Here is a 20,219-nt window from a genome sequence, read left to right as displayed (position 1 = left end):
AAACCCCACCCCGCCCCACCCCACTTCACCTCACTCCCTTTGCTCTGCTTCAACCCACGCAACGATTCCCGCCGGAATCCTGTGCGTCCGGTGAAGCAGAGCAAAGGGCGCGCAGGAGCTACCAGACCCGAGCGCCGCACCCGAGCACGCCGGCAACGTCCCGGCTGGGCCAGCGACGGCCGCCGGGGTTCGGTCGGGGCGCAGAGGACCGGCCGGGCGTAGTGCGAATTCCGTTGCCTAAAGCCGTCCAGGAACATCAAATCCGTTGCGTAAGCGCCGTTCCCCAACCGATAGCACTTGCTTTGAGGCGTGAGACTGTGGGATAACCGTGGCACGAGCGGCCGGTGACCCCTGACCGGCCCGAGACCCGATGGGGCTGACATGGCCAACGCCACCGACCACCTCTGGATGCACTTCACCCGGATGGCGAGCTACTCCGCCGCGGAGGTGCCGACGATCGTGCGCGGCGAAGGCGCGTACGTCTGGGATGCGCAGGGCCGCCGCTACCTGGACGGGCTGGCCGGGCTGTTCGTGGTCAACGCCGGACACGGGCGCACCGAGCTGGCCGAGGCCGCCGCGAAGCAGGCCGGCGAGCTGGCCTACTTCCCGCTCTGGTCGTACGCCCACCCGAAGGCGGTGGAGCTGGCCGAGAAGATCGCCGCACTCACCCCCGGCGACCTGAACCGGGTCTTCTTCACCACCGGTGGTTCCGAGGCGGTCGAAGCGGCCTGGAAGCTGGCCCGCGCGTACTTCAAGCGGGTCGGCAAGCCGACCAAGCACAAGGTGGTCAGTCGGTACATCGCGTACCACGGGACCTCGATGGGCGCCCTGTCGATCACCGGCCTGCCCGGCATCAAGACCGACTTCGAGCCGCTGGTGCCGGGTGGCATCAAGGTGCCGAACACGAACTTCTACCGGGCACCGGAGCACGGCGACGATCCGGTGGCGTTCGGCCGGTGGGCCGCCGAGGAGATCGGCCGCGCCATCGAGCGGGAGGGGCCGGACACCGTGGCGGCGGTCTTCCTGGAGCCGGTACAGAACTCGGGCGGCTGCTTCCCGCCGCCGCCCGGCTACTTCGAGCGGGTACGGGAGATCTGCGACGCGTACGACGTGCTGCTGGTCAGCGACGAGGTGATCTGCTCGTGGGGCCGGCTCGGCGAGTACTTCGGCGCCCGGCGCTACGGCTACCAGCCCGACATCATCACCACCGCCAAGGGCATCACCTCGGGCTACGCCCCGCTCGGCGCGATGATCGCCAGCGACCGGTTGATGGAGCCGTTCCTGACCGAGACCGGCATGTTCGCCCACGGCGTGACCTTCGGCGGTCACCCGGTCTCCTGCGCGGTGGCCCTGGCCAACCTGGAGGTCTTCGACCGGGAGGACTTGATCGGGCACGTACGCGCCAACGAGTCGGCGTTCCGCGCCACCCTGGAGAAGCTGCACGACCTGCCGATCGTCGGCGATGTCCGGGGCGACGGCTACTTCTACGGCATCGAGCTGGTCAAGGACAAGACGACCCGGGAGACGTTCGACGGGGTCGAGTCGGAGCGGCTGCTGCGCGGCTTCCTCTCCAACGCCCTGTTCGACGCCGGCCTCTACTGCCGCGCCGACGACCGGGGCGACCCGGTGGTGCAGCTCGCCCCGCCGCTGATCGCCGGCCAGCACCAGTTCGACGAGATCGAACAGATCCTGCGAACCGTACTCACCGACGCCTGGTCCCGCCTCTAACCCCCACACCCAACCACCCGCGTTGATCATGAGGTTAGCGGCAGTTCTAGAGATCGAGAACGCCGCTAACCTCATGATCAACTCACGGCAGGAGGGCGCGGGGGCGCGGCAGGAGGGCGCGGGGGGCGCACGGGGGGCCGTGGGGGGTCAGTGGGTGGGGGGGATTACGCGGAGGTGGCCGCGGCGCGAGGTGGGGGAACCGGCGGGGGGTGCGGTGGGGTGGTTCTGGTCGTCCTGGGGCGGGCGGGGGGCGGGGCGGGCGGCCTCGCGGACCGCCTCGGCCAGGGCCACCAGGTCGTCCGTGGTGGGCGGCGGCGGCTCGAACTCGCCCTCGTGCCGGACAACCTCCCAACCGCGCGGTGCGGTCAGACTGCGGGCGTGCGGCTCACAGAGGTCGTACGTGTGCGGCTCGGCGAAGGCGGCCAGCGGGCCCACCACGGCGGTCGACTCGTTGTAGACATAGGTCAGCGTGGCGACCGCTTGCCGGGGGCAGCCGTTGCGGGAGCAGCGCCGTGGTGACCTCACCGGCGCAGGGTATCTCCATTACCGGCTCCGGCGCACCGCTTCGCGTTACGACACGCCCGTCTTGGTGATCACATTTCTCGTCCGGTGCCGCAACGCGCCACGTGGTCGCCGCTGACGCGGCCAGGAGCTGACCGGAAGCTACTCTTTGGCTCATGACGAGCCCGGAGAACCGCCGCCCCGGCACCGGCCGGCGGGCGCACCGCGACCGGCACGGACGCGGTCTGCGTGGGCGGCTGGTGCCGGCCACCGTGCCGCTGGCGCGGACCAAGGCGGAGATCTTCGACGACCTGGTGCTGGACACTGTCGAGACGCTGGAGCGCCGGTTCGCCAAGGAACTGGCCGGGGTCGAGTTCGCCGTCGAGGACGTCCCGCCCGATCTGAACGTCTACGACTCCGACGTGCTGGAAGACGGCGAGGTGCCGCTGGCCCGGCTGCTGCCCGGGCGACCCGGCCGCCAGGAGGTCCCGCCGCGGATCGTGTTGTACCGGCGACCCCTGGAATTTCGGGCGATGGACCGGGAGGATCTCGCCGATCTGGTCCACGATGTCATCATCGAGCAGGTGGCGAACCTGCTCGGCGTCGACCCGGACGAGTTGGCCTGATCGCGGCCGGAGCGACCGCCGACCGTTCAACACGGCCCGCCCCCGGAAATCTCCGCCGGCCGTCCGCGCGCCGAGCCAAGCCGCCGCGCCGGGAGGGGGTGGCCCCCCAACCGCCCCGACCCACGCTGAAATCCGGACGCCCGGCCAGGACCCGCGCCGGGTGGGACGGCCCCCAACCGCCCCGCCCCACGTCGGATCAGGCCGCCCGGCGCTTGAGCTTGCGCCGCTCCCGTTCGGAGAGCCCACCCCAGATCCCGAACCGCTCGTCGTGGCCGAGAGCGTATTCGAGGCATTCCGTCTTCACCTCGCACCGCGAGCAGATGCGCTTCGCCTCGCGGGTCGAGCCGCCCTTCTCGGGGAAGAACGCCTCCGGATCGGTCTGCGAGCACAGGGCCCGCTCCTGCCACTCCGGCGCGTTTCCGAGCAGGTCGGCCGCCTCGAGCTGGCCGTCCATTCAGTTGCCTCCTTGTCGCGCACCGGCGTCGTCGCCGCTGCAACCCCCCACGCGAAAGGCGTGCTTTTGTCCGTCCGGTCCCGTTATCGTGCGTTCCGTGCGAACAACCCCATTCAAATTACACGCGTGTAATGCGTGCGCCGTCAAGCCAAACTTGATAATGGAGTCGCCCTCCCGACACGCGTCCCGGACGGCCGTCGGTACCACCCGGTCTCGCCCTGCCCTATCGATTCAGACCCCGGCCGAGTAACGCCCTCCCCGGCGAGTTGCCCGGGTTTTCTCCCGTGGCGCGCCGAGCGCCGCCGGAGCGATCGGGCCTCGCGTCGACGCCGAGGAAGCCGCCCATCAAGATCCGTTGATCTTGATGGGCAAGGTTATCCCGACTTCGCCAACCCTGCCCGCCGAGCGGGTGAACGACGACCGCGTCCCGCCCACATAGTGGACGGAACGCGGTAGACGGAAGCTCTGGCGGGTCAGTCGGCTGACGGGGTCAGGCTGGTAGGCAAGGCGAATTCAGCGACCACGCCACCGGTCACGGTGACCGACCCGACGGGCGTGTCGCTGTCCCACCAAACGGTATAGACTCCCGCCGGGAGGTCCGGGTAGACAGCACTGTGGAACGTACCGTCCCGGACCCGATGCTCGCGTACGGCGGAGTGCGTCCGGGGGTCACCGTCCCGGTCGGCCCGACTCACCTCGATCTCCCGGCCGAGCAATTGTCGTCCGGTGTAGATGATCAAGGCACCGGTGTCTCCGCCCAGGTCGAGGACGACCGTCCCGGTTCCCGAGGGGCCGTACGTGTGTGCATGCTCGTGTCCGCTCATCTCCACCACCTTCGGCTCAGGATTCCGCCGACGGGTTGTTGAACCCGTCGTAGGGCGTACCGAGGAACGGGAACTTGCGCAGGAACGGCGCGGTCACGTCCGCTGCGCTCAGTCCCGGCGTCACCGCTCCCGCCGCCTCGTCCGGCTGGAACTTCCGGTCCACCAGCGGCACGGTCAGCCCCGCGATGGCGCGCAGCGCGATGGTCACCACGTCGTCGGTCACCCGCCGGCCGTTCGGGAAGCCCGCGAGATCGCCGCCGAGCACACCGAACCGGTTCGGCCGGCGGGCCGGCGGGATCGCGGTGTTCAGCCGGAGCATGTCGGCCTGCACGTCCCCGGTGCTGTTGGTGAAGCCGTCGATCAGCCCCTCCGGGATGCCGGTCAGCAGAATGGCGACCAGGTCGGCTCGGGCCTTCTTCGACCTGTTCAGCTTGTCCAGGTTGGGGAAGACGTCCGGGTAGAGCACCGGCAGCAGGGCGGCAAGTTCCGGCCGCTCGACGAACTGCGCGAACCGCTTGTCCTCCGACGGCGGCAGGGTGTTCCACAGATCCTTCTGCGCCATCGGCACGATGACCTCGTTGAACAACGGGTTGCCCAACCTGGACACCTGCGTGAACGGCCCGGCGTTGGTGTCCGCCGCCAGCCGGTCGCCGAGCACCCGCACCTGCCGGCGGGACGCCGAGGTCCACACCCCGATGACCGAGGCGGGTTCCTGCCAGTGGTACCGGTCGGCGCGACGGCGCAGCCGCTCCACCGGCACCTGCAACGCCAGGCTGTGCACGTTCAACCGGTCGGTCGCGTTGACCGGCTCACCGGCCTCTTTGAAGATCTTCTTGCCGGCGACGTGCAACTGCTGGAACGGCCGCAGCGTACCGAGGTCGAAGATCGCACCCAGGTCCACGAAGAAGCCGTCGGCACGCTGACCGGCGAAGACCTTCTCGCCGGTGGAGAGCGAGAAGGTCGCCTGACGGACCAGGTCGCCGTAGTCCGGTGTGGACAGTGGGCCCACGTTGCACGGCGGGCAGGGCAGCTTACGGGCCAGCCGCTGCTCTCGGCCGCCAACGATCCGGGTCAGACTGTAGAACTGCCGACGGTTCCAGTTCTCGCTGTCCAGCGCGTCGATCGGCCCGGTGTTGTAGAGAAAACTGTTCGGATTGGTGATCTCGGTGGTGAATTCGAAGCGGTAGGTGACGTCCGGCCGCCCGTCACCGTCGTTGTCGATGTGGATCTCGTACCGCACGTCGTCGCCGAACTCGAAGAAGTTCGGGCCGCCGGAGGGTAGCTGCAACGGCACGTAGTTGGCGATCAGCGTCACCGTTTCCGGGCGGTCCGGGGTGACGAAGGCGTACAGGTCGGATGAATCGGCGACCGGATCCTTGGCGATCTCCGGTGCCTCGCGGTGTGAAGACATGACGGACCCACCTCACTGGGCGAAAGAGTCAATCGGGATGGTCGGCCGGGCACCGGGGCCCGCACCGAGGACGCCGGACCGCTCGCTACGGCGGGGCGGCGGAAGCGCTCAACGCTGATGGCTGGAACGCGGCAACCGGCTCCGCCTCGGCGCGCAGGGCGCGACTTCCGAGACGGCACGCACGGCGACGGCACGCAGGACGGCGGGCGAGTCGGCTAGCGCTGCGACGCAGGGTCGGACGGGCACGGGCTCAGCGCCGGGCGGCGGCGCGACGCAGCCGGTCCGCCAGGCCACGGTCACGCACCTCGATGCGGGACTGGCCGACGAACACGTCCATGGTGCCGGACCGGGCGTCACGCAGATGTACGACGATCGTCTCGTCGGGGCCGGCCGCCGCCTTGTCGTCGCCGTCACCGGCCAGGGACAGCCCCGGCACCGCGAGCGCGGCGGCGCCGAGGGTGGCACTGGCCGCGGCGGTGATCGTCTGGCGGCGGGTCAGTTTCGGCCAACGCCGCTTACGCTTCTCAGTGATCATGACCAACCTTTCCGGCGGCGGCGCGCAGGCGCCCGCGATGACGGACGGGGGTCACGACAGACCGCCGGGCCCCCGAGAGGGGTGCCGGCGGCGGTCCTCGCCGTGCCGCCGCCGGCATCGACAGGTACGTCCGGCGGCGGGCGAAGGTTCGACGCTAGGCCGTGATGTGACCGTACGCGGTCGTACGCCTACGCGTCGGTCGGCCCGCCGCCGCCGCGATGGCCCGCAACTGTTCCTCGGTGCGCGCCGACCCGTTGCCGGAGCCGGCCATCCGCGAGATGGTCTCCTCCATCAGCGTGCCGCCCAGGTCGTTGCAGCCGCTGCGCAGCAGCTCCGCGGTGCCGGCGTCGCCCAGCTTCACCCAGGAGCACTGGATGTTGTCGATCCGGCCGTGCAACAGCACCCGCGCCATCGCGTGCACCACCCGGTTCTCCCGCCACGTCGGGCCGGGCCGGGCGATGCCGGCGAGGTAGATCGGGGCGTTGGTGTGCACGAACGGCAGCGCCACGAACTCGGTGAACCCGCCGGTACGGTCCTGCACCCCGGCCAGCACCCGGAAGTGCGCCAGCCAGTGTGCGGGATGGTCGACATGGCCGTACATCATCGTCGAGCTGGACCGGATGCCCAGCTCGTGGGCCGTGCTGACCACCTCCACCCAGGCGGCGGTCGGCAGCTTGCCCTTGGTGAGCACCCAACGCACCTCGTCGTCGAGGATCTCCGCCGCGGTGCCCGGGATGGTGTCCAGTCCCGCCTCGCGCAGCCCGGCCAGCCACTCCCGCACGGACACACCGGCCTTGGCGGCAGCGGTGACGATCTCCATCGGCGAGAAGGCGTGCACATGCATCTCGGGTACCCGGGCCTTGATCGCCCGGACCAGGTCGGCGTAGATCGTCACCGGCAGCTTCGGGTCGATGCCGCCCTGGAGGCAGACCTCGCCGGCACCGGCCTCCCACGCCTCCTGCGCCCGGTCCGCGACCTGCTCCACCGAGAGCCGGTACGCGTCGGCGTCCCGTTCCCGCTGGGCGAAGGCGCAGAATCGGCAGCCCACGTAGCAGACGTTGGAGAAGTTGATGTTGCGGTTGACCACGTAGGTCACGTCGTCACCCACGGCGGAGCGGCGCAGCTCGTCGGCGGTGCGGCACAGCTCGTCCAGCGCCTGTCCGTCCGCGCCGAACAGCGCCAGTGCGGCGTCGGTGTGCCGGGGCTCCAGCAGCGCCGCCGGATCCTCGGCGGCCAACCGCAACCCGACCCGCAGGTCGGCGTCGCCGGAGCCGGCGGCGGCCTGGCGGCCGGCCCGGACAGCGGACCCCGCCTCCGGTGCCGGACCATCCTCGACACCCGCCCGCGCCGGAGGCACCGCCGCCTTCGCGGCCACCTCGGCCCAGTCACCGTAGACGTGGTCGAAGTCGCCCCGACGGTCGTCCGTACGCCCCGCGGTGTCGATGGTGGCGTGCAGGTCGGTCCGTCCGCCGAAGGTCTCGTCGGGCTCCTGCCACGGCCGACCGACCGGACGAGCCGTCTCAACCGCCAGCCCGGTCGCCGGATCGGCCAGCGCGGTCACGTGCGGCAGCAGTCGTGCGTCCAGCCACGGCTCGCCGGCCTGGACGTACTCCGGGTAGACGGTCAACCGTTCCCGCAGGGTGAAGCCGGCCGCCGCGGTACGGGAAGCCAGTTCGTCGAGCTGCGGCCAGGGGCGCTCCGGGTTGACGTGATCCGGGGTCACCGGTGAGACACCGCCCCAGTCGTCGATGCCGGCCCGCAGCAGCAGGTCGTACTCGCCGGCGATCAGGTTCGGTGGCGCCTGGATGCGGGCTTTCGGGCCCAGCAGCACCCGGGCCACCGCCACGGTGGCCGCGAGGTCGTGCAGCTCGGCGTCGGGCATCCCACGCATCGCCGTGTCCGGCTTCGCCCGGAAATTCTGCACGATCACCTCCTGGAGGTGGCCGTACTCGCGGTGGGTGCGCCGCATCGCGAAGATCGCGTCGACCCGCTCGGTGAGGGTCTCGCCGATGCCGATCAGGATGCCGGTGGTGAACGGGACGCCGACCCGTCCGGCGTCGTCGAGCACCCGCAACCGCACCGCCGGTTCCTTGTCCGGTGAGCCGTAGTGCGGGCCGCCGGGCTCGGACCACAGCCGGGTGGCCGTGGTCTCCAGCATCATCCCCATGCTCGGCGCCACCGGCTTGAGCCGTTGCAACTCCGCCCAGGAGAGCACGCCCGGGTTCAGGTGCGGCAGCAGGCCGGTCTCCTCCAGCACCGCCACGGCGCAGGCCCGTACGTAATCCAGAGTGGACCCGTAGCCGCGTTCCTCCAGCCACTGCCGGGCGGCCGGCCAGCGCTCCTCCGGTCGGTCACCGAGGGTGAACAGGGCCTCCTTGCAGCCCTGTGCCGCACCGGCCCGGGCGATGGCCAGCACCTCGTCGCGGTCGAGGAAGGCCGCCGGCAGCCGGTGCGGCACCGTGGCGAACGTGCAGTAGTGGCAGCGGTCCCGGCAGAGCCGGGTCAGCGGAATGAAGACCTTCTTCGAGTACGTCACCACGCCGGGCCGGCCGGCGTCCCGCAGACCCGCGTCACGGATCGCACCGGCGATGCCGAGCAACTCCTCCAGGGCCGCGCCCCGGGCGGTCAGCAGGGTCGACGCCTCGTCGACGTCGAGCGCCCGCCCGGTGGCGGCGCGGCGCAGTGCCCGCCGTACGCCCCCGTCACCCGGCCTGCGCTCGCTCTGATCAACCATTCGCTCAGCCTATGCGCTGCGGCCCGGTCCGGCCCCCCGCCCGTGGGCAACCGCACGTACCCTCGCGGACAGCGAACCTGGCGCGGCCCGATGCCTGCGGTCGCTCAGCCGGGCTGGTCGCCCGGATCGATCCGCTGGGTACGGTCGGCATCTCCGTCGCCCGGCCGGGAAACCGACGGGCCGGCCTCACCATCGCCCGGCCGCGGGATCGCCTGGGTCGGCTCAGCACTCTGATGCGGGATCGCCTGGGTCGGCTCGGCACCCTGGCGTTCGACGCTCCCAGCCACGCCACCCTGACGCGGCATGCTCCCGGCCGGGTCGCCCTGACGCGGGATGCTCTGGGTCGGGTCGGCCGAGGCCGGCTGCCCGAACGGCGGTGCGGCCGGCGAGGACGGTGCCGCCGACTGCGGTGGCACCGCCGGCTGACCGTGCGGCGGCCAGGTGTGCGGGGACTCCGCCGACCCGCCGGCGGAGGGTGCCTGGCCGGCGACCGGCCAGCCCGGCTGACCGCCGGCGTGGCCCTGGCTGCCGGGGTGGCCCTGACCGCCGGGGTGGCCCTGGGTCGTGCCGCCCGCCGGGTAGCCGCCGAACTGGCCGGGACCGGACTGATTCGGCTGCCCCGCCCCGGGGTGTCCGGTGCCGGGGTAGCCGGCCGGATAGCCGGCGGGCCGGTCGGCACCCGGCCAACTGCCCGACTGGCCGGGCGGCACCCAACCGCCGCCCTGCTGACCGGGCTGGCCACCGAACTGACCCGGGCCTCCCGGCTGCGGCCAGCCCTGCTGCGGCGTGCCGTACAGGCCGGGCTCGGGCTTGGGCCGGGGCACGTGGTAGAGCCGCTGCCACACGCTCCAGACCACATAGGCCGCCGCCGCGAACAGCGCCACCCAGGCGACCCGGGTGAGCAGGCCGGTCATGGCGTCGAAGAGCTGCGCCTCGGCCAGCCGGCCGACCACCCAGATCAGCAGGGTCAGACCGCCGAGCACGGCACTGACCGCGTACTCGATCAGCGCCACCTGCGTGATCAGTTTCGCCCGTCCGACGGTCGGGGCGAGATGCGTGGCCAGCAGTACCGCCAGCACCGGCAGGACGACCGCCTCGATGCCGATGAAGGCGAAGAACGAACTGGCGGCACGCCCGGTCACCGTGCTGTAGGCGCCCTGCGGGGTCAGCAGCCGGATCAGCCCCACGAAGAGGAAGACGGCGTTCGCGCCCAGGAGCACGAGAGCGACGAGTTCACGCAGCGGCCCGGTCACCTGACGGGCCGGGGTCTGGTCGGTGGGCGGGGGCTCGGCGGGGCCGGTCACGAACTCTCCCTGGGGCGAAAGCGGACAGATGCCGACGTGAGCCTAGTCTCCCGGGGCACCTGGCTGCCGGAGGCGTCACGTAGGCGAGGATGGGCGGATGCGCATCGTGGTTCTGACCGGCGGAATCGGCGGTGCCCGGTTCCTGCTGGGGGTGCGGGCGTACGCCCGCGAGGTGGGTGCCGAGGTGACCGCCGTGGTCAACGTCGGCGACGACCTACGGCTGCACGGGCTCCGGATCTGCCCGGACATGGACAGCGTGCTGTACACCCTCGGCGGCGGTGCCGACCCGCAGCGGGGCTGGGGGCGCGTCGACGAGAGCTGGACGGTCAAGGACGAGCTGGCGGCGTACGGCGCCGAGCCGAGCTGGTTCGGGCTGGGTGACCGGGACATCGCCACCCACCTGGTCCGCACCACCATGCTCGACGCCGGCTATCCGCTGCACCAGGTCACCGAGGCACTGGCGACCCGCTGGCAGCCCGGCGTACGCCTGCTGCCGGCGACCGACGACCGCCTGGAGACGCACGCGGTCGCGGACCTCGACGGTGGCCAGCGGGCGATCCACTTCCAGGAATGGTGGGTGCGGTACCGGGCGCAGATTCCGACCCACCGGTTCGTCTTCGTGGGAGCGGAGTCGGCGCAGCCGGCACCCGGCGTGACGGAGGCGATCACCGGAGCCGACGTGGTGCTCGTGGCGCCGAGCAACCCGGTGGTCAGCATCGCGCCGATCCTGGCCGTACCGGGCCTGCGCGAGGCGCTGACGGACGGTCCCGCCCCGGTGGTGGGCGTTTCGCCGATCATCGGTGGCGCGCCGGTACGCGGCATGGCCGACCGCTGCCTGGCGGTCGTCGGCGTGGAGTGCTCCGCCGGCGGCGTCGGTGGGCTGTACGGAGGCCGGGCCACCGGAGGGCTGCTCGACGGTTGGTTGGTGGCCGAGGAGGACGCCGAAACGGTGGTGCCGGACGTGACGGTCCGCGCGGTTCCGCTGCGGATGACCGACGAGACGGCGACGGCGGCGATGGTCCGCGCCGCGGTGGAGCTGACGTGAGACTGGAGATCATGCCGGTGCCCGGCATCGGGCACGTGACCGAGGGTGACGACCTCGCGGTCCTGATCGGAAGCGCGGCGCCCTGGCTGCGCGACGGCGATGTGCTGGTGGTGACCAGCAAGATCATCTCCAAGGCCGAGGGACGGCTGGTCGACGTACCCGCCGACGGTCCGGATCGGCAGGCCGTCCGGGACGAGGTGCTGGCGGCGGAGACGGTACGGGTGGTGGCGTCGCGCGGCCCGACCCGGATCGTGCAGACCCGCCACGGCTTCGTGATGGCCGCCGCCGGAATCGACGCGTCGAACGTCGACAAGACCCGGCTGGTGCTGCTGCCGGAAGACCCGGACGCCTCGGCCCGCGCACTCCGCGCCGGCCTGCGCGACCGGTACGGCGTGGACGTCGCGGTCGTCGTCAGCGACACCATGGGTCGCCCCTGGCGCAACGGGCTGACCGACGTGGCCCTCGGCGTCGCCGGGATGGAGGCCATCCGTGACCACCGGGGCGAGGTCGACCCGTACGGCAACGAACTGGTGCTGACCCAGATGGCGGTGGTCGACGAGCTGGCCGCGGCGGGCGAACTGATCAAGGGCAAGTGTGATCAGATGCCGGTCGCGGTGATCCGCGGTTACCTGACGCCACCGCTGTCGGTTGACGGCGAGGGCGCCGGGGTCCTGGTCCGGGACGCCTCGATGGACCTGTTCTCGCTCGGCACCGCGGAGGCGAAGGCGGCCGGGTTGGCGGCCGCCGCCACCCTGCCGGACCAGCCGGGCGAAACCGCACCCGACCCGGCCGCCGTCGACCGGGCGATCACCGCGGTCGCCGGTGTGATCGCGCCCGGCACGGTCTTCACCCAGGTGACCGACGACGAGGTACGCGCTGCGCTGGTCCCCATCGTGCCGGGTTGGCCGGCCCAGGCGACCGGCCTGGTGCTCTGTTCCCCACCCACCCCGGTGGGCCCGGTCCAACTGGTCCGCTTCGGCACCGACGTGCAACGCCTGCGCACCGCCCTCGCGGCAGCCGGCGTCCCCACCCAACTCCTCCCCCCACCCAGCGGCACCACCGCCGCCGCCACCCTCGCCCTCTAAACCCCCACCCCACCCCGCCCCACCCCACCCCACCCTCTCCTGCCCGGCCCGGCCCTGCCCTGCCCTGGTGGAGGGCGGCCCGTCGCGTACCCACGCCAAGACCGGTCGGGCATCTCCAGAATGGCGATACCAGGCCCCCGCCCAGGTTGATCATGAAGTTATTCGCTTCGGAAAGCGCTCTCACAAGCAATAACCTCATGATCAACGGACCGGCGGTGGGGTGGGTGGGGTGGGGGGTGGGTGGGGGTTGGGTTGGGGTTGGGGGTGGGGGTTGGGGGGTCAGGGGTTGAGGACGGCGCGGCCTAGTGGGGTGAGGGTGTGCAGGACGGTGTTGCGGTCACGGTGGCTGACCAGCAGGCCGGCGTTCCGCAGCACCGTGGTGTGCTGGCTGGCCGCGGCTGCCGAGATGCGCAGCCGGCGCGCCAACTCGCCGGTGGTACAGCCGTCGTCGCTTGCGGCTAGCACCGCCGCGCGGGTACGACCGAGCAACGCGGCCAGCGCCTCCCGGCCGGTACCGTCCGCCCCGCCTGCGTCCGCGGTCAACCCACCCAGCTTGTCCACCGGGTAGACCAGCACCGGCGGTAGTTCCGGGTCGAGCAGCGCGACGGGCGTGTTCGCACAGAAGAACGACGGCACCAGCAGCAGCCCTCGGCCCTCCAGGTGAAGTTCCCGGCTCCTCGGGTAGGCGGGGATCTCCAGCACGCCCGACTCCCAGCGCAGGCCCGGCCGCAGCGTGGTCAGCAGCCCTTCGACACCGCCGTCGAGCATGGCCCGAGCGCGACGGGCACGATCGGCCTCCACCGCCCCCTGGACCCGCGCCCAGTACGGGCCGAGGGCGAGCTCCCGGTAGCGGCCCATCGTCTCCGTCAGGTGGGTCAGCGCCTCCGGCTCACCCCGGGCGATGGCGGCGACACCGGCGGGCAGGTTCCGGTTGCTGTTGGCGAGCAGCGTCAGGTCGCGTTGCAGCAACGCCACGGGGGTACGCCGCAGCGCCTCCATCCCCGCCTCGAAACCGCGCACGCTCTCGTACGGGGTGAGGAAGTCCGGAAAGTAGCCGCGTGGCGGGCTCAACGTGGACAGCAGTCGCAGCGCCTCGGAGTCCACCTGTCGACGGAACCCTCGCGAGACCTCGCGGCGCCAACCGGCGAGCAACGGGTCACGGCTACGCCCGGGCAGCAGGTGCAGGCTCAGCACCACTTCCCAGACCGGATCGGCCGCCGGAGCCACCCTGGTCCGGAGGATGTCCTCGCCGGAGAAATGGATCTTCAGCATGGGTACTCCCATCGCCCGGCGAAGGGGGCGCCCGGCGACCTTCGAACTCTACCCGGCCGCGTCGGCCTCGGGCAGTTAAGCCTCAGCTAAAAGACCTCGACGCCCGTCATATGAATCCGCCATGCTTCCGGTGCCACAGGGGGCGACGCACGTCGAACGTGTTTGCCCCGCTGGGTGCCCGAGAGCGGGCGGCACCATTCGAGGGTCTGCGGCTCAGATTCCGCAGGGGGTGCCGCCCGATCTCGCTGGCCCAGCCCAGGCACATCCGCCCAGCTCCCGCACACCGCATCGGCGGGTCCACCAGCACCCCGTACGCTGGCACGGACGAGAGGAGCGGCCGTTGTCGACGCCCCGAATGGTGGACGAATCCCCGCGCGGCGACGCGGACGGCTGGACAGCGCTACACGCCGACGCGGTAGCGGTGCTCAGTGGCTGGACGCCGACCAGCCCGGACGCGGCGGTGGCCCGGGACCGCACCCTCGGTCTGCTCGACGCCGGACCGATCGCGATGAGCCGCGAACACCGGGCCGGTCACGTCACCGCCAGCGCGTTGGTGTTCGACGCGACCGGCACCCAGGTGCTGCTCTGCCTGCACGGAAAGTTCCACAAGTGGGTGCAGTTGGGCGGGCACTGCGAGCCCGGCGACCGCACCCTGGCCGGAGCGGCGTTGCGGGAGGCCACCGAGGAGTCGGGCGTCACCGGTCTGCGGATCGATCCGATGCCGATCGACGTGGACGTGCACCCGGTGGCCTGCCAGGGCGGGTCGCTGCACCACGACGTGCGCTTCGCCGTGTTCGCCCCGGCCGGAGCAACGGAACGGGTCAGCGCGGAATCCGAGGCGCTCGGCTGGTTCCCACCGGAGCGCCTACCGCATCCGCTGGCCGGCGGCACGGCCCGGCTCGTCACACCGGGCCTGGCAGCCTTCAGACGAGCTTGTCGTCACCCCGTCTCTTGAGCTCGTCCACGATCGACTTCACGTCCTGAGCGCGGTCGCGCGGGCAGACCAGCAACGCGTCCTCGGTGTCGACCACGATCAGGTCCCGTACGCCGACGGCGGCCACCAGCCGGCCGGCCTGCGGCACCACCACCATGCCGCTGCTGTCGTGCAGCAGCACCTCGGTCTTGGCGTCGCCGGTGAGCACCACGTTGCCGTCGGTGTCCGCCGGCAGTACCTCACCGAGGGTGTGGAAGTCACCCACGTCGTTCCACCGGAAGTCACCGGGTACGGTCGCCACCCGGCCAGCCGCGGCCGCACCCTCCATCACCGCGTAGTCCACGGAGATCTTCGTCAGCGTGGGCCAGACCGCTCCGAGCACGTCGTCCTGTTCGTCGGTGCCCCACGCCGCCGCGATCGCGGTGACCCCGGCGTGCAGGTCGGGCTGCTGCCGTGCCAGTTCGGCGAGGAACGCCGACACCCGCCAGACGAACATGCCGGCGTTCCAGAGATAGTGGCCCGACCGCACGTACGTCTCGGCCACCTCCGCGCTCGGCTTCTCTTTGAACTCGACAACCGGACGCATCGGGCCGCCACCGACGGGTTCGCCGGTCCGCAGGTATCCGTAGCCGGTCTCCGGCCGGGTCGGGGTGATCCCGACCGTCATCAGCAGCCCCTGCTCCGCACCCCGGACCGCCTCCCGGACGGTGTCCACCCATCGCTGTGGGTCGCCGATCAGGTGGTCGGCGGCGAACGACCCCATGACGACGTCCGGATCGCGTACGGCGATCACCGCCGCGGCCAGCGCGATGGCGGCGCAGGAGTCCCGTGGCGACGGTTCGACCAGGATGTTTTCCTCCGGCAGACCGGTCAGCTGGCGGGCCACGGCCGCGGCGTGCGCGACCCCGGTGACCACCATGGTGCGCTCGGGGGTGGTCAGCGGCCCCAGCCGATCGACCGTCGCCTGGAGCAGCGACGCGGACGTACCGGTGAACGGGTGGAGGAATTTGGGATGGCCGGCGCGGGACAGCGGCCACAACCTTGTGCCGCTGCCACCGGCCGGAATGACGACATAGATCACCAGGACATCATGCCCGAACCGCCCGGACCGGGCGCCTCGGTTGCCGGCCTCAGGCCCGCGCCCTGGTCCACGCCGCGATGTGCACCTCGGCGCTGGATCCCCAGGTGAACTCCTTCGCCCGATCGAAGCCGGCCTTGGCCAGCGACAACCGGCGCGGCTCGTCGTCGAGCAGCGCGGCCAGGTCGGTGGCGATCTGGTCCGGATCCTCGCTGGTGTACGCCACCGCGTCGCCGCCGACCTCTGGCAGCGACAGCCGGGGGGTGGTGAGCACCGGGGCGGCGCACGCCATCGCCTCCAGGATGGGCAACCCGAACCCCTCGCCGTAGGAGGGGTACGCGGCCACCAGGGCCCCGCCGAGGAAGCCGGGCAGGTCTCCGTAGCGCAGGTACCCGGGACGCAACAGCCGCAGATGCGAGGGCACCTCGGCCACCGCTCGGTCGATGTCGTCGTCATGCCCCTGCCCGCCGGCCACCACCAGCGCGGGCGGGTCCTGCCGGTCGGCGACCGCCCGGGCCCAGCCACGGATCAGATTCGGCACGTTCTTGCGCGGCTCCTTGGCGCCGAGGAAGGCGACATAGCTGCTGCCGCCGAGGCCCAGGCGGGCACGCACCCGGGCCTTCTCCTCGTCGCCGGGCGCATGAAAGGCGTCCTGGTCCACGCCGTGGTAAGCCACGTCGATCCGGGTCGGGTCGGCGTCCAGCAGCCGGATCAACTCGTCGCGGGTGGCCTTGCTGGGCACGATCACCCGGTCCGCACGCCGCAGTGAGGTCTTGATCGCGCTGCGGAAGAACGTCCGGCGGGACTTGTCGTAGTGCTCGGGCTCGGTGAAGAACGTCGCATCGTGCACCGTCACGGTGACCGGACAGCCAGCCCGCAGCGGGCAGGTGTAGAAGGGCGAGTGCAGCACCTCCGCGCCGACCTGTTGGGCGAGCAGGGGCAGACCGGTCTGCTCCCAGGCGAGCCGGGCCGGCCGGTGCGCGACCGCGGCCGGCGCCGGGATGATCTCCGCGCCGGGCAGCTTCCGGCGGTAACGCTCCAGATCTGTGCGGAGGCTGACCACCACCAGGTCCACCGCCGATCCGCACACCTTGCCGAGGGCGCCGAGCAGGCCATCGACGTATCTACCGACGCCGCCGCGATCGGCGGGAACACTCGTGGCGTCGATGAGCACGCGGGGCGGGCGACCGGCGGTCACGGGGCGACTCCTTGCGGTGGCGGGACTGTGGGGAACGACACTCCGGCAAGCCTACGCCGGAGCCGGGCACGGACGCTGACTGCGACCCGACGGTACGCCGACTTGTCGCTGTCATCGAGTACGGCCGCCGGACGCGTATCGTTCGCGCCGATGGCCGACAACATTGCCCGGGTCTTCGCCGACGCGATCGCGACCGACCCGAACCGCCCGCTGCTGACCTGGTACGACGACACGTCCGGCGAGCGCACCGAGCTTTCCGGGGCGACACTGGCAAACTGGGTGGCCAAGACGGCCAACCTGCTCGTCGACGAACTGGCCCTCGGGCCGGGCGGCACCGCGGCGGTGCTGCTGCCGCCGCACTGGCAGAGTGCCGCCGTGCTGCTCGGCTGCTGGTCGGCCGGGTTGACGGTTCGGTCGGCCGGCCCGCCGGAAGCCGACCCGCCGGGCGAGGTGGACGTGCTCTTCGCCGCCACCGACCGCATCGCCGAGGCCGACGCCTGGTCGGCACCCGACCGGTACGCGCTGGCGCTGCACCCGTTCGCGCTGCCGCTGCGGGAGGTGCCGGCGGGCTTCGCCGACTACGTCACCGAGGTACGCGCGCACGGCGACCACTTCACGGCGTACCCGCCGGGCGGGCCGGACCACACCGCGCTGCGCGCCCGGGCCACCGCCCGCGCCGCCGAACTCGGCATCTCCCCGGGCGACCGGCTCCTCGTGGACGTCGACCGGCACCCGGACCCGCTCGACTGGCTGCTGGCTCCGCTCAGCGCGGCCGCCACCCTGGTGCTCTGCGCCCACCCGGACCAGGCCCGCCTGGCCGACCGTCAATCGACGGAACGGGTCACCCACACCCTGATCTGACTGCCCCCGGCCCGCCCGGTCTTACTGCCCGCCCGACCCGGCTGGCCCGCCCGACCCTGACCAGGACGCTCCACCGAGGCCAGCCGCCAATCCACCAGTCGGCACCCGAGCCTCACTCTCCGTGAGGTTCACCCACCGTTGCTGCGCCAGCGCCGGGAGATGTTCCCCTCCCGCCCTTTGCTCTGCTTCAACCAACGCACAACCGGCTGAACTGCGACGACGCGCTGATGGTCCGGGGCCACTCACGCGCTAGACGCTGCGGAGAGTGACTGTTGCGTGGGTTGAAGCAGAGCAAAGGGTGGAGAGGGGCGATGGTTGGGCGAGCCGCGACAGCACGCTGAGTGAAGGCTGATCCCAGCTCATATGAAACCCGCCACCGCGGAGGCGGGGTCATGGCCACCAGCGCCGAGCCATGTTTCTTCGGAAGCCGAGGCCGAAGCCGAGCCCGAGCCGGGGGCCGAGGCCGGGTGGGCGGTGCTGGGTGCGCGGGGTCGGGGGCTCGGCGCTGGGGGTCGGATCAGGTGGTGGGGCGATCCGGGGCGCGGTGTTGGGCCAGGGTGGCGAAGGCGGCCAGGGACTCGGGATTGACCAGGGCGCCCTTGGCGGCGGCCTGGTCGACCGGGGTACCGGTGAGGATCTTCTTGACCGGCACCTCGAGCTTCTTCGCCGACAGGGTGCGTGGCACCGCGCGGACCTGGTGGATCTCATCGGGTACGTGTCGGGGGGACAACGCGGTACGCAGCTCGCGGCAGATCGTCCGACGCAACTCGTCGTCGAGCGCGACCCCCTCGGCGAGCACCACGAACAGCAGCAGCTCACCGGCGCCACCCTCGTCGTCCTCCAGGTGCACCACGACCGAGTCGACGACCTCGTCCAGCCCTTCCACGACGGAGTAGAACTCGGCGGTGCCGAGCCGTACGCCGCCCCGGTTGAGGGTGGCGTCGGAGCGACCGGTGATGACGCAGCCGCCCCGGGAGTTGATGGTGACCCAGTCCCCGTGCCGCCACACTCCGGGATAGACGTCGAAGTATGCCTCCCGGTAGCGGACCTCGTCCGGGTCGTTCCAGAATCCCACCGGCATGCTCGGCATCGGCTCGGTGATCACCAGCTCGCCCAGTTCCCCGATGACCGGGGTGCCGTCCGGCGAGCGGGCCTCCACCTTGGCGCCCAGGGCCCGGCAGGCGATCTCACCGGCGTGTACCGGCAGCAGCGGCACACCGCCGACGAAACCGGTGCAGACGTCGGTGCCGCCGGAGAGGGACTGGAGCTGAAGGTCGCTACCGACCGTGTCGTACACCCAGGTGAAGCCCTCGGCGGGCAGTGGCGCGCCGGTGGAGCCGAGGCCGCGCAGCGCGGAGAGGTCGGCGATCTCGCGCGGGACCAGCCCGGCCTTGCGGCAGGCCAGCAGGAAGGGCGCGGAGGTGCCGAAGTACGTGGTGCCGGTCTGCTCGGCCAGCCGCCACATCGCGCCCAGGTCGGGGTGGCCGGGGTTGCCGTCGAACAGCACGACCGCCGCGCCCACCGCCGGTCCGGAGACCAGGAAGTTCCACATCATCCAGCCGGTGGTGGTGAACCAGAAGAACCGGTCCGCCGGACCGAGGTCGTGATGCAGGGCGAGCATCTTCAGGTGCTCCAGCAGAATGCCGCCGTGTCCGTGCACGATCGGCTTGGGCAGCCCGGTGGTGCCGGAGGAGTAGAGCACGTACAGCGGATGGTCGAACGGCACCGGGGTGAAGGCCAGCGGTTCGTCGGTCTCAGCCCCCAGCTCCGCCCAGGCCAGTGCCCCGTTCGCCGGCGAACCGTCGGGGTCGAGGTAGGGGATCGAGACGGTGTGCCGCAGCGACGGCAGCGCCGCCCGGATCGCGGCCACCTCGGCGCGCCGGTCCACCGGCTTGTCGCCGTAGCGGTAGCCGTCCACGGCGACCAGGATCCTCGGCTCGATCTGCTGCCACCGATCGGTGACACTACGGGTGCCGAACTCCGGGGCGCACGACGAGAAGATCGCACCCAGGCTGGCGGTGGCCAGCATCAGCACGTACGTCTCGGGGATGTTCGGGGCGTACGCGGCCACCCGGTCGCCGGTGGTGACGCCGAGCCGGCGCAGTCCGGCGGCGACCCGGCGGACCTGCTCGCGCAGTTGCCCGGCGGTGAGGGTGACCGGCGGCCGGGTCTGCCCGTGTGCCACGACGACCGGCTCGTCGTCGGCCCGGCCCGGCATCCGCAGCACGTTCTCGGCGTAGTTGAGGGTGGCGCCGGGAAACCACCGGGTGCCCGGCATGTCCCGGTCGGCCAGGGTGGCGGTCGGCGGGGTGTGCGCGACGACGCCGAAGTGGTCCCAGATCGACCGCCAGAAGGCATCCAGATCGGTGACCGACCACCGCCACAGGGCGTCGTAGTCGGCGAACGTCAGCCCCCGGTGCTCGGCGAGCCAACGCAGGTAAGCCCCGATCCGTGACCGCTGGAGCACGTCCGCCGGTGGCGTCCACAGCACGTCCGTCACTGGTCCACTCCTCCCCTGGCCCGGCACGACGCTGTGCGGTGGGCCGTGGCGCCATCTTGCCCTACCTCGAAGCGTCATTCTCCGCACCCGCGCCCCGTGGGCGCATGTGCCCGCCCCACACCCCCCGGG

General features: G+C 71.7%; 17 protein-coding genes. 6 read left to right on the top strand and 11 right to left on the bottom strand.

All coding sequences use genetic code 11. The features are described 5' to 3' along the window. The first annotated feature begins 381 nt into the window (after positions 1-381). A complete protein-coding gene (locus ACFY2A_RS10565; RefSeq protein ID WP_387170518.1) occupies positions 382-1,728 on the top strand; it encodes an aspartate aminotransferase family protein in 1,347 nt (448 codons plus the stop codon). Between the two features lie 147 nt (positions 1,729-1,875). Here ACFY2A_RS10565 and ACFY2A_RS10560 read toward each other — a convergent pair whose 3' ends face one another. Continuing rightward, positions 1,876-2,253, bottom strand: a complete 378-nt coding sequence (locus tag ACFY2A_RS10560; protein ID WP_204011217.1) for a DUF3499 domain-containing protein — start codon at positions 2,251-2,253, stop codon at positions 1,876-1,878. 152 nt (positions 2,254-2,405) lie between these two features. Here ACFY2A_RS10560 and ACFY2A_RS10555 point away from each other — a divergent pair, with 152 nt between their 5' ends. After that, the gene (locus tag ACFY2A_RS10555; RefSeq protein WP_093406503.1) at positions 2,406-2,855 is read left to right on the top strand and encodes a metallopeptidase family protein; all 450 of its coding nucleotides are present in this window, start codon (positions 2,406-2,408) and stop codon (positions 2,853-2,855) included. Between the two features lie 196 nt (positions 2,856-3,051). Here the strand turns inward: ACFY2A_RS10555 and ACFY2A_RS10550 are convergent, their stop codons facing one another. The 6 genes from ACFY2A_RS10550 to ACFY2A_RS10525 all read right to left on the bottom strand — a co-directional run bounded on the left by ACFY2A_RS10550 (position 3,052) and on the right by ACFY2A_RS10525 (position 10,117). Then, positions 3,052-3,309 carry a WhiB family transcriptional regulator gene (locus ACFY2A_RS10550; RefSeq protein WP_013731688.1) on the bottom strand — a complete coding sequence of 86 codons (258 nt, stop codon included), beginning with the start codon at positions 3,307-3,309 and terminating at the stop codon, positions 3,052-3,054. A gap of 473 nt (positions 3,310-3,782) precedes the next feature. Next, entirely contained in the window at positions 3,783-4,133 is a 351-nt protein-coding gene (locus ACFY2A_RS10545) for a phospholipase (protein ID WP_387170515.1), read from the bottom strand. A 16-nt stretch (positions 4,134-4,149) separates the two neighbouring features. After that, a complete protein-coding gene (locus tag ACFY2A_RS10540) occupies positions 4,150-5,544 on the bottom strand; it encodes a DUF4331 domain-containing protein (protein WP_387170513.1) in 1,395 nt (464 codons plus the stop codon). A gap of 250 nt (positions 5,545-5,794) precedes the next feature. Then, positions 5,795-6,079 (bottom strand): hypothetical protein, encoded by a 285-nt coding sequence (locus ACFY2A_RS10535; RefSeq protein WP_363921735.1) that lies wholly within the window; start codon positions 6,077-6,079, stop codon positions 5,795-5,797. Positions 6,080-6,233: 154 nt separating this feature from the next. Further along, the gene (locus ACFY2A_RS10530) at positions 6,234-8,813 is read right to left on the bottom strand and encodes a bifunctional FO biosynthesis protein CofGH (protein WP_387170511.1); all 2,580 of its coding nucleotides are present in this window, start codon (positions 8,811-8,813) and stop codon (positions 6,234-6,236) included. Positions 8,814-8,917: 104 nt separating this feature from the next. Further along, entirely contained in the window at positions 8,918-10,117 is a 1,200-nt protein-coding gene (locus tag ACFY2A_RS10525; protein WP_387170509.1) for a hypothetical protein, read from the bottom strand. 97 nt (positions 10,118-10,214) lie between these two features. On the opposite strand from ACFY2A_RS10525, the gene cofD reads away from it, so the two are divergent. Next, on the top strand, positions 10,215-11,162 hold the full coding sequence (gene cofD / locus ACFY2A_RS10520) for a 2-phospho-L-lactate transferase (RefSeq protein ID WP_387170507.1): 948 nt from the start codon (positions 10,215-10,217) through the stop codon (positions 11,160-11,162). Next, the gene (locus ACFY2A_RS10515; RefSeq protein WP_387170505.1) at positions 11,159-12,247 is read left to right on the top strand and encodes a coenzyme F420-0:L-glutamate ligase; all 1,089 of its coding nucleotides are present in this window, start codon (positions 11,159-11,161) and stop codon (positions 12,245-12,247) included. The genes cofD and ACFY2A_RS10515 overlap by 4 nt, the downstream gene beginning before the upstream one ends. Before the next feature lie 279 nt (positions 12,248-12,526). Here ACFY2A_RS10515 and ACFY2A_RS10510 read toward each other — a convergent pair whose 3' ends face one another. Continuing rightward, positions 12,527-13,519, bottom strand: a complete 993-nt coding sequence (locus ACFY2A_RS10510; RefSeq protein ID WP_363921725.1) for a winged helix-turn-helix domain-containing protein — start codon at positions 13,517-13,519, stop codon at positions 12,527-12,529. A gap of 355 nt (positions 13,520-13,874) precedes the next feature. Here ACFY2A_RS10510 and ACFY2A_RS10505 point away from each other — a divergent pair, with 355 nt between their 5' ends. Continuing rightward, complete coding sequence (locus ACFY2A_RS10505) at positions 13,875-14,474, top strand: NUDIX hydrolase (RefSeq protein ID WP_387170730.1); 600 nt, start codon at positions 13,875-13,877, stop codon at positions 14,472-14,474. Here ACFY2A_RS10505 and ACFY2A_RS10500 read toward each other — a convergent pair. Together ACFY2A_RS10500 and ACFY2A_RS10495 are read right to left on the bottom strand one after the other, a co-directional pair. Then, positions 14,443-15,534: a mannose-1-phosphate guanylyltransferase gene (locus ACFY2A_RS10500; protein WP_387170503.1), complete on the bottom strand. Its 1,092-nt coding sequence runs from the start codon at positions 15,532-15,534 to the stop codon at positions 14,443-14,445. The genes ACFY2A_RS10505 and ACFY2A_RS10500 overlap by 32 nt on opposite strands. A gap of 49 nt (positions 15,535-15,583) precedes the next feature. Beyond that, the gene (locus ACFY2A_RS10495; protein ID WP_363921721.1) at positions 15,584-16,729 is read right to left on the bottom strand and encodes a glycosyltransferase family 1 protein; all 1,146 of its coding nucleotides are present in this window, start codon (positions 16,727-16,729) and stop codon (positions 15,584-15,586) included. 150 nt (positions 16,730-16,879) lie between these two features. Here ACFY2A_RS10495 and ACFY2A_RS10490 point away from each other — a divergent pair, with 150 nt between their 5' ends. Beyond that, positions 16,880-17,590 (top strand): TIGR03089 family protein, encoded by a 711-nt coding sequence (locus ACFY2A_RS10490; RefSeq protein ID WP_363921719.1) that lies wholly within the window; start codon positions 16,880-16,882, stop codon positions 17,588-17,590. A gap of 517 nt (positions 17,591-18,107) precedes the next feature. On the opposite strand, the gene ACFY2A_RS10485 is transcribed toward ACFY2A_RS10490, so the two are convergent. Next, positions 18,108-20,090, bottom strand: a complete 1,983-nt coding sequence (locus ACFY2A_RS10485) for an acetoacetate--CoA ligase (protein ID WP_387170500.1) — start codon at positions 20,088-20,090, stop codon at positions 18,108-18,110. Positions 20,091-20,219: the final 129 nt, after the last annotated feature.

Origin of the sequence: Micromonospora sp. NPDC000442, assembly GCF_042898635.1 — a bacterium.
Classification (GTDB): domain Bacteria; phylum Actinomycetota; class Actinomycetes; order Mycobacteriales; family Micromonosporaceae; genus Micromonospora.
The sequence above is the reverse complement of the archived record's forward strand: the minus strand, read 5'-3'. Positions and strand labels throughout refer to the sequence as shown.

Excerpts from the sequence above, each read along its gene's own strand:
- ACFY2A_RS10565 (WP_387170518.1), top strand. The coding sequence starts at position 382 with ATGGCCAACGCCACCGACCACCTCTGGATGCACTTCACCCGGATGGCG.
- ACFY2A_RS10555 (WP_093406503.1), top strand. The coding sequence starts at position 2,406 with ATGACGAGCCCGGAGAACCGCCGCCCCGGCACCGGCCGGCGGGCGCAC.
- ACFY2A_RS10550 (WP_013731688.1), bottom strand. The coding sequence starts at position 3,309 with ATGGACGGCCAGCTCGAGGCGGCCGACCTGCTCGGAAACGCGCCGGAG.
- ACFY2A_RS10545 (WP_387170515.1), bottom strand. The coding sequence starts at position 4,133 with ATGAGCGGACACGAGCATGCACACACGTACGGCCCCTCGGGAACCGGG.
- ACFY2A_RS10540 (WP_387170513.1), bottom strand. The coding sequence starts at position 5,544 with ATGTCTTCACACCGCGAGGCACCGGAGATCGCCAAGGATCCGGTCGCC.
- ACFY2A_RS10535 (WP_363921735.1), bottom strand. The coding sequence starts at position 6,079 with ATGATCACTGAGAAGCGTAAGCGGCGTTGGCCGAAACTGACCCGCCGC.
- ACFY2A_RS10530 (WP_387170511.1), bottom strand. The coding sequence starts at position 8,813 with ATGGTTGATCAGAGCGAGCGCAGGCCGGGTGACGGGGGCGTACGGCGG.
- cofD (WP_387170507.1), top strand. The coding sequence starts at position 10,215 with ATGCGCATCGTGGTTCTGACCGGCGGAATCGGCGGTGCCCGGTTCCTG.
- ACFY2A_RS10510 (WP_363921725.1), bottom strand. The coding sequence starts at position 13,519 with ATGCTGAAGATCCATTTCTCCGGCGAGGACATCCTCCGGACCAGGGTG.
- ACFY2A_RS10505 (WP_387170730.1), top strand. The coding sequence starts at position 13,875 with ATGGTGGACGAATCCCCGCGCGGCGACGCGGACGGCTGGACAGCGCTA.
- ACFY2A_RS10490 (WP_363921719.1), top strand. The coding sequence starts at position 16,880 with ATGGCCGACAACATTGCCCGGGTCTTCGCCGACGCGATCGCGACCGAC.